Origin of the sequence: Burkholderia sp. Ac-20384, from assembly GCF_017104605.1 — a bacterium.
GTDB classification, from domain to species: Bacteria; Pseudomonadota; Gammaproteobacteria; order Burkholderiales; family Burkholderiaceae; genus Burkholderia; species Burkholderia lata.
The window spans coordinates 1-6,568 of record NZ_JAAGPE010000415.1 but is presented as its reverse complement, the minus strand read 5'-3'; the positions used below and the strand labels follow the sequence as shown (position 1 = coordinate 6,568).

Genomic DNA, 6,568 nt, shown 5'->3' with positions numbered 1-6,568 from the left:
GCACGCGCGAGTGCCTCGACGCGCCGGGCGACATCGGCGGCAACCGGCCGGCCGCGTGACGCGCGACGGTCGACGCGATCGGCCGGCTTGCCGAGCCATTCGCCGACCTGCGCGTCGAGCGCGCGGGCCGGATCGAGCACCTCGTCGACAGCGCCCATCTTCACGAGGTTGTCGAGCCCCGGCGCGAACACCGGCGTCGAACGCGACATCTCCTTCAGCACGTCGATCGGCAGCTTGGTCACGCGCGACATCGACGGCAGGTCCATCACCTCCGGCTCGGCGCCTGGCACCGCGAGCAGCGTGCGGGTTGCGAGCGCAGTCGCGATGAACGCGCCCGCGGCCGTGTGGCCGTACAGCACGCCGATCGTCCGATGCCCGGCCAGATCCGCGTGCATCAGGCACTTCGCGAGATGCGACAGCCCTTCGTTCAGGCCGAGCAGTTCGTCGCGCTTGCTCATCCGCTGGCTATCGCTGTCGACCAGCACGAGGATCGGCGTGTCGCCGCCGCGCGCGATCGTGTCGAGCACGCGCGCCGCGAGCGTCAGCGCCTCGTCGATGCCGAACGGCAAACGGTCGGCGACGCCGATCACGTCGACGCGCGTGCCGGCCAGTTCCGCGTGGCCGGTCAGCAGGCCGCCGTCACGGACGATCGAATGGCCTTGCGGGAACAGCGAATTCAATACTTCATCGAGCGTCATGCGGGCTCTCCTGCAATTGGTCGGCGAGCGTGACGAACGCATCGTCGGGCATCCCCGGGATCGCTTCCGGTGCGCTCGCACCGAGCGCACGCCACACGTCGAGCGCATCCACGCATGCGCCGAACCGTTCGACGCGCGCTTCGAGACGCGCCTGTTCCGCGCGCAGCATCGCCGCATCGAACGTCGGCGCACGGCCGATCAGCTCGAGCGCCACCGCACGGAACGCATCGGGCGTGTCGGCCACGTAGCGATCCGCACCGCCGATCAGCCGCCGGTGCTTGCCGCCCATCGTGCGCCAGATCAGCGCGCGGTCCTTCGCATCGAATTCCTCGACGCCGCGATTGGTCTCGATCACTTCGGGGCCGGACACGCTGATGCGGCCCTGCTCCGATACCGCGAGCGCCGAGCAGCACGCGGCGAGCAACCCGCCGCCGCCATAGCAGCCCGCGCGCCCGCCGATCAGCCCGATCACCGGCACGCCGGCCGAGCGCGCTTCGACGAGCGCACGCATGATTTCGGCAATCGCGAGTTCGCCCGCGTTCGCTTCCTGCAGCCGCACGCCACCCGTATCGAACAGGATCAGCACCGGCTTGCCGGTTTCGCGCGCGGCGCGCAGCAGCCCGGTGAGCTTCGCGCCGTGCACTTCGCCGAACGCGCCGCCCATGAAGCGGCCCTCTTGCGCGGCGACGAACACCGGCTGGCCGTCGAGCCGGCCGTGGCCGACCACCATCCCGTCGTCGAACTGCTGCGGCAGGTCGAACAGCGGCAGGTGCGGGCTCGTCACGCGCTCGGCCGGACCGAGGAATTCGCTGAAACTGCCGGCGTCGAGCAGCCCGTCGATGCGCTGCCGCGCCGACGCTTCGTACCAGCTCGCGGCGTTCGCGACGAACGCCGGTGCGTCGTGGATCACGTTCGCGTCGCTCATCATGCGTCCCCCTCGATCGCGCGCACCGCCTGCGCGAGCCGCAGCGACACCATGTCGGGCCGCGCGCCGCCGTCGTTGATCGACAGCTTCAAACCACCCGGCGTACGCCGCTCGACGAAATCCGTGACGACGGCCTGCCACACCGCGCCGAAGCCGACCGCCGCCGTGCGGATGTCGATCTCGCATTCGTTGCCCGGCAGCACGCGCTCGACGAGCACTTCGAGATTGCCGGATGCCACCACGCCGACGAGCGCCGCGGCCTGCTCGCCCTTCGCGCGTTCGCGCGCGGTGAAGCGATAGTTCAACTGTTCCATGCCCTCTTCCTCACCAGTTGCGGAACCGGGCCGGCGGCGCATAGAGCCCGCCCGACCAGTGCACGAGATCCTTGATCGAACGCGCGGCGAGCCAGCGGCGATCGGCGTCGAGCGGATCGATGCCGAGATCCTCCGGGCGGCGGATCACGCCGCGCTCGCGCAGCCGCTCGACCATCTTCCGGTCGCGGCCGCGGCCGATCTCGGTATAGCCGGCGACGCCGCGGATCGCGTGCTCGCGTTCGTCCTTGTCGCGGCACATCAAGAGGTTCGCGATCCCTTCCTCGGTGACGATGTGCGTGACGTCGTCGCCGTAGACCATGATCGGCGCGAGGTCGAGCTGCAGCTTGTCGGCGAGCTTCAGCGCATCGAGCTTCTCGACGAACATCGGCACGTTCTTGTCGCCGAACGTCTCGCCGATCTGCACGACCAGCTTGCGGCCGCGCCTGAGCGCCGCCGGCGTGTCGGGGTCGGCTTCCGCGCCGGCCTTCAGCCACGGCTCGCTCGGATGGCGCCGGCCGCGCGCGTCGCTGCCCATGTTCGGCGCGCCGCCGAAACCGGCGATGCGCTCGGCCGTGACCGTCGACGAATGGCCGGACAGGTCGATCTGCAGCGTCGAGCCGATGAACATGTCGCACGCATAGAGGCCGGCCGTCTGGCAGAACGCGCGGTTCGAGCGCAGCGACCCGTCGGGGCCGGTGAACCAGATGTCGGAACGCGCGCGGATGTAGTCGTCCATCCCGACTTCCGAGCCGAAGCAATGAATCTGCTCGACCCAGCCCGACTCGATCGCGGGAATCAGCGTCGGGTGCGGATTGAGCGCCCAGTGCGAGCAGACCTTGCCCTTCAGCCCGAGCTTCTCGCCGTAGGTCGGCAGCAGCAGCTCGATCGCGGCCGTGTTGAAGCCGATCCCGTGGTTCAGGCGCTTGATGCCGTACGGCTCGTAGATGCCCTTGATCGCGAGCATCGCGGTGAGGATCTGCGTTTCGGTGATCGCGGCCGGATCGCGCGTGAACAGCGGCTCGACGTAGAACGGCCGGCCGGCCTCGACGACGAAATGCACGCGGTCGCCCGGGATGTCGACGCGCGGCACCTTGTCGACGATACGGTCGACCTGCGCGATCACGACGCCGTCCTTGAACGCGGTGGCCTCGACGACGGTGGGCGTATCTTCGGTGTTCGGGCCGGTGTACAGGTTGCCGTCGCGATCGGCGCTGACCGCCGCGATCAGCGCGACCTGCGGCGTGAGGTCGATGAAGTAGCGTGCGAACAGTTCCAGATAGGTGTGCACCGCGCCGAGCGCGATCTTGCCGCCGAACAGCAGTTTCGCGATCCGCTGCGACTGCGGGCCCGAATACGCGAAGTCGAGACGCTTCGCGATGCCGCGCTCGAACACGTCGAGATGCTCGGGCAGCACGACGCCCGACTGCACCATGTGCAGGTCGTGGATCTTCGCGCTGTCGACGTCGGCGAGCGCCGTCGCGAGCAGGTCGGCCTGCTTCTGGTTGTCGCCTTCGAGGCAGACGCGGTCGCCGGGCCGCAGCACCGCTTCGAGCAACGCCACGGTGTCGCGCGCATCGACCCGCTTGCCCTGCGCGTAAACCGCGCCGGCCGCGAGCCGTGCATCGCGCGCCTGCCGCGCGTGATTCCATCCCGTCATGAACAGTTCTCCCGCTTCGATGGTTCAGCGGCATTCTAAGCCTGGCGCCGCCGCCGATTGATGATGTTGACGAATGCGACTCAGAGGACGCGGCGATGGATGCGGCCCGCGCACGGGCCGCCCATCGTCCGGGCCTATGCGCCGACCAGCGCGCGCGTCGTGAAGAACAGCACCGACGGGCCGAGCAGGCAGCCGACGCCCGTATGGAACGTCGCGACGAGCGCACCGTACGGGACGAGCCGGCGGTCGGTCGCGGCGAGCCCCGCGCTCACGCCGCTGACGGTGCCGGCCAGGCCGCCGAAGATCATCGCGGAACGCGGCGTCTTCAGGCCCATGAAGTTGGCTGCGACCGGCGTGCCGACCATCACGATGATCGCCTTGACGAGCCCGGTCGCAATGCTGAGCGCGATCACGTCGGAGCTTGCGCCGATCGCCGCGCCCGTGACCGGGCCGACGATGTACGTGACGGCGCCCGCGCCGATGGTCGTCATGCTGACCGCGTCGGTATAGCCGAACGCACGCGCGATGCACGCACCGACGATGAACGGCAGCACGGTGCCGAGCAGCAGCGACACGACGCCGACGAGCCCGGCCTTGCGCGCCTCGGTCGGCTGCACTTCGAACGCGGTCGCGACGATCGCGAAATCGCGCAGCATCGCGCCGCCCATCAGGCCGACGCCCGCGAACAGCGGCACGTCGGCGATCCCCTTCTCGCCGCCGGTGAATGCGCCGCCGACGTAAGCCAGCGCGAGGCCGATCACGATCGCGATCGCGGAGCCGTGCACGCGGCCGAACGTGAGCTTGCGCGACGCGATCGACGACAGCCACATGATCAGGCCGACCAGCGCGAACGACGCGACGAGCCCGTTGTGGGCGACGGTTTTTTCGAGCATCTGCAGCATGGCGGCCTCCGTCACTGTTCTTCGAATTGCGGCACGCCCGCGAAGGCCGTGTCGTCACGCCCGGTGCGCACGAGTACCGCGATGCAGCATGCGCAGATCGCGACCGCGCCGACGGCGGCCAGCAGCGCGACGGGGCCGCCCTTCAGCGCGGCGACGACGTTCTGGTTCGCGGCCATCGCGACCACGACGGGGATGTACATCGCACCCCAGAAACCGACGCCGGCCTCGGTCTCCTTCGGCAGCCAGCCGCGGCGGTGCAGCCACAGGCGCAGGCAGATCAGCAGCAGCATCGCGATACCGACGCCGCCGACGTTGGTCTTCACGCCGATCGCGCTGCCGAGCAGGTCGCCGAGGAACAGTCCGGCCAGGTGGCAGAACGCCAGCAGCGCGGTTCCGTAGATGATCATGAGTCGTCTCCAGTCTCTTCGTGACGGGCGCATTGCCGCCAGCAGGAGCCGAACCTTGCCCGCCGATTCCGTGCCGGGCCTGTCTCCTGCGGCGGTGCGCCGCGGCCCGGCGGCCCGTCATGCGGGCACGTTCTCGGGCGGTCGATGGGATGATGCGGTTTCGGGCCGGACGCCGGATGCCTTAGACTGAACGAAGCAGCCGCCGGCACGACGCGGGCTACGCGTCCGGTAAGCCCCGTTGCGGGCCGCACCGGGGCGTGATCCGATACTAGCGCCGCAAAATCCGGCCATTTATGAAGTTGTCGAAACCGATTCAGTGGATTTAGCAATGCGTCCGTTACCGCCCGAGCTGCTGCGCAGCTTCGTCGCCGTCGCCCAGTCCGGCAGCTTCACCGCCGCGTCCGAGCGCGTGAGCCTGTCGCAGTCGACCGTCAGCCAGCATATCCGCCGCCTCGAGGAGCTGCTCGACCGGCCGCTGTTCGAGCGCGACACGCGCAACGTGCATCTGTCGCAGCACGGCGACGCGCTGTTCCGCTACGCGGTGCGCATCCTCGAGCTGATGGACGAAGCCGTCACGTCGGTGTGCGGGCCGCCGCTGTCGGGCAAGGTGCGGCTCGCGATGTCGGAGGATTTCGCGTCGGCGCACCTGACTGCCGCGCTCGCGAGCTTCGTGCAGCGCAATCCGGAAGTCGAGCTCGCGATCTCGACCGGGCTGTCGGGCGACCTGTTCGACGCGCTCGACGAAGGGCGGCACGATCTCGTGTTCGCGAAGCGCATCGCCGGCAGCCGGCGCGGCCGCGTGATCCGCAGCGAGCCGCTGTACTGGTGCACGGGCCCCGATTCGCGGATCACCGGCCACGAGACCGTGCTGCCGCTCGCGATGCATCCGGAGCCGAGTGTGTCGCGCCGCCGCGTGCTCGAATCGCTCGAAGCCGTCGGACGGCCGTACCGGATCGCGGTCGTGAGCAGCAGCGTCGCGGTGTTGCGTGCCGCCGCAAGCGCGGGGCTCGGCGTCAGCGCGTTCGCCGGCTACGTGATCCCGGCCGGACTCGCGCGGCTCGAGGCCGGGCTGCCCGAACTCGGCGAACTCGAATACGTGATCGACCGGCCGGCGGCCGCATCGCGTTCGACGCTTGCACTCGAAGCCACGCTGATTACGGCAGCGTCGGAGTTGTAACCGCACCGGGCACGGCACACACATGGGGGACTGAGCCCGGTGCCCGCGCCCGCAACTGACAGCTTTGCCCGGAACGCGTCATCGTCCACGCAGCACCCGCTCGCGACAATGGGACCCATCGGAACGCACGGCCAGCCGCCGCCGCGCATCCGGTGTCCCGTCCCCTTGATCGGAGCACGCCATGAATGTCATGCGATTCGCCGTTGCGACCGCCGCCGCCGCCCTGCTGTCCCCCGCCTTTGCCCAGACGTCCGATACCGCGGCGCCCGCGCAGGGGCTGACCCGTGCGGAAGTCATCGCGCAACTCAAGCAGGCCTATCTCGACGGCCAACTGCCGACGAACGACGGCAACTATCCGCCGAACGCCGCGACCCGCGCACGCAACCGCGAACTCGTGCAGGCCGCGAGCCCCGCCTGGCTCGCGCAGACGCCGCAGGCAGCGCAAACCGCCGCGCAGCAGTAGCCGGCGGCGGCCCGGACGCGACGCC

At 69.7% G+C, this 6,568-nt stretch carries 8 protein-coding genes; 2 read left to right on the top strand and 6 right to left on the bottom strand.

Annotated features, from left to right (window positions below; genetic code table 11):
* From mdcE to madL, 6 genes are all read right to left on the bottom strand, one after another.
* On the bottom strand, nt 1-698 hold a 698-nt coding region (gene mdcE / locus G3O00_RS38675; RefSeq protein ID WP_206146147.1), incomplete at its 3' end, for a biotin-independent malonate decarboxylase subunit gamma.
* The gene (locus G3O00_RS38670) at nt 685-1,626 is read right to left on the bottom strand and encodes a biotin-independent malonate decarboxylase subunit beta (protein ID WP_206146146.1); all 942 of its coding nucleotides are present in this window, start codon (nt 1,624-1,626) and stop codon (nt 685-687) included. The genes mdcE and G3O00_RS38670, both read right to left, overlap by 14 nt.
* Nucleotides 1,623-1,937, bottom strand: coding sequence for a malonate decarboxylase acyl carrier protein (gene mdcC / locus G3O00_RS38665; protein ID WP_027787896.1), 315 nt, complete (start codon nt 1,935-1,937; stop codon nt 1,623-1,625). The genes G3O00_RS38670 and mdcC overlap by 4 nt, the downstream gene beginning before the upstream one ends.
* Before the next feature lie 10 nt (nt 1,938-1,947).
* A complete protein-coding gene (gene mdcA / locus G3O00_RS38660; RefSeq protein WP_011351578.1) occupies nt 1,948-3,594 on the bottom strand; it encodes a malonate decarboxylase subunit alpha in 1,647 nt (548 codons plus the stop codon).
* Between the two features lie 134 nt (nt 3,595-3,728).
* Nucleotides 3,729-4,496 carry a malonate transporter subunit MadM gene (gene madM / locus G3O00_RS38655; RefSeq protein WP_011351577.1) on the bottom strand — a complete coding sequence of 256 codons (768 nt, stop codon included), beginning with the start codon at nt 4,494-4,496 and terminating at the stop codon, nt 3,729-3,731.
* Between the two features lie 11 nt (nt 4,497-4,507).
* Nucleotides 4,508-4,903: a malonate transporter subunit MadL gene (gene madL / locus G3O00_RS38650; protein ID WP_034186756.1), complete on the bottom strand. Its 396-nt coding sequence runs from the start codon at nt 4,901-4,903 to the stop codon at nt 4,508-4,510.
* 328 nt (nt 4,904-5,231) lie between these two features.
* On the opposite strand from madL, the gene G3O00_RS38645 reads away from it, so the two are divergent.
* Together G3O00_RS38645 and G3O00_RS38640 are read left to right on the top strand one after the other, a co-directional pair.
* Nucleotides 5,232-6,080, top strand: coding sequence for a LysR substrate-binding domain-containing protein (locus G3O00_RS38645; protein ID WP_011351575.1), 849 nt, complete (start codon nt 5,232-5,234; stop codon nt 6,078-6,080).
* 181 nt (nt 6,081-6,261) lie between these two features.
* A complete protein-coding gene (locus tag G3O00_RS38640; RefSeq protein WP_011351574.1) occupies nt 6,262-6,543 on the top strand; it encodes a DUF4148 domain-containing protein in 282 nt (93 codons plus the stop codon).
* Nucleotides 6,544-6,568 lie beyond the last annotated feature (25 nt).

What these genes read in the sequence shown, in the direction of transcription:
- G3O00_RS38670 (WP_206146146.1), bottom strand. Translation starts at nt 1,626, where the DNA reads ATGATGAGCGACGCGAACGTGATCCACGACGCACCGGCGTTCGTCGCG.
- G3O00_RS38645 (WP_011351575.1), top strand. Translation starts at nt 5,232, where the DNA reads ATGCGTCCGTTACCGCCCGAGCTGCTGCGCAGCTTCGTCGCCGTCGCC.
- G3O00_RS38640 (WP_011351574.1), top strand. Translation starts at nt 6,262, where the DNA reads ATGAATGTCATGCGATTCGCCGTTGCGACCGCCGCCGCCGCCCTGCTG.
- mdcA (WP_011351578.1), bottom strand. Translation starts at nt 3,594, where the DNA reads ATGACGGGATGGAATCACGCGCGGCAGGCGCGCGATGCACGGCTCGCG.
- mdcC (WP_027787896.1), bottom strand. Translation starts at nt 1,937, where the DNA reads ATGGAACAGTTGAACTATCGCTTCACCGCGCGCGAACGCGCGAAGGGC.
- madM (WP_011351577.1), bottom strand. Translation starts at nt 4,496, where the DNA reads ATGCTGCAGATGCTCGAAAAAACCGTCGCCCACAACGGGCTCGTCGCG.
- madL (WP_034186756.1), bottom strand. Translation starts at nt 4,903, where the DNA reads ATGATCATCTACGGAACCGCGCTGCTGGCGTTCTGCCACCTGGCCGGA.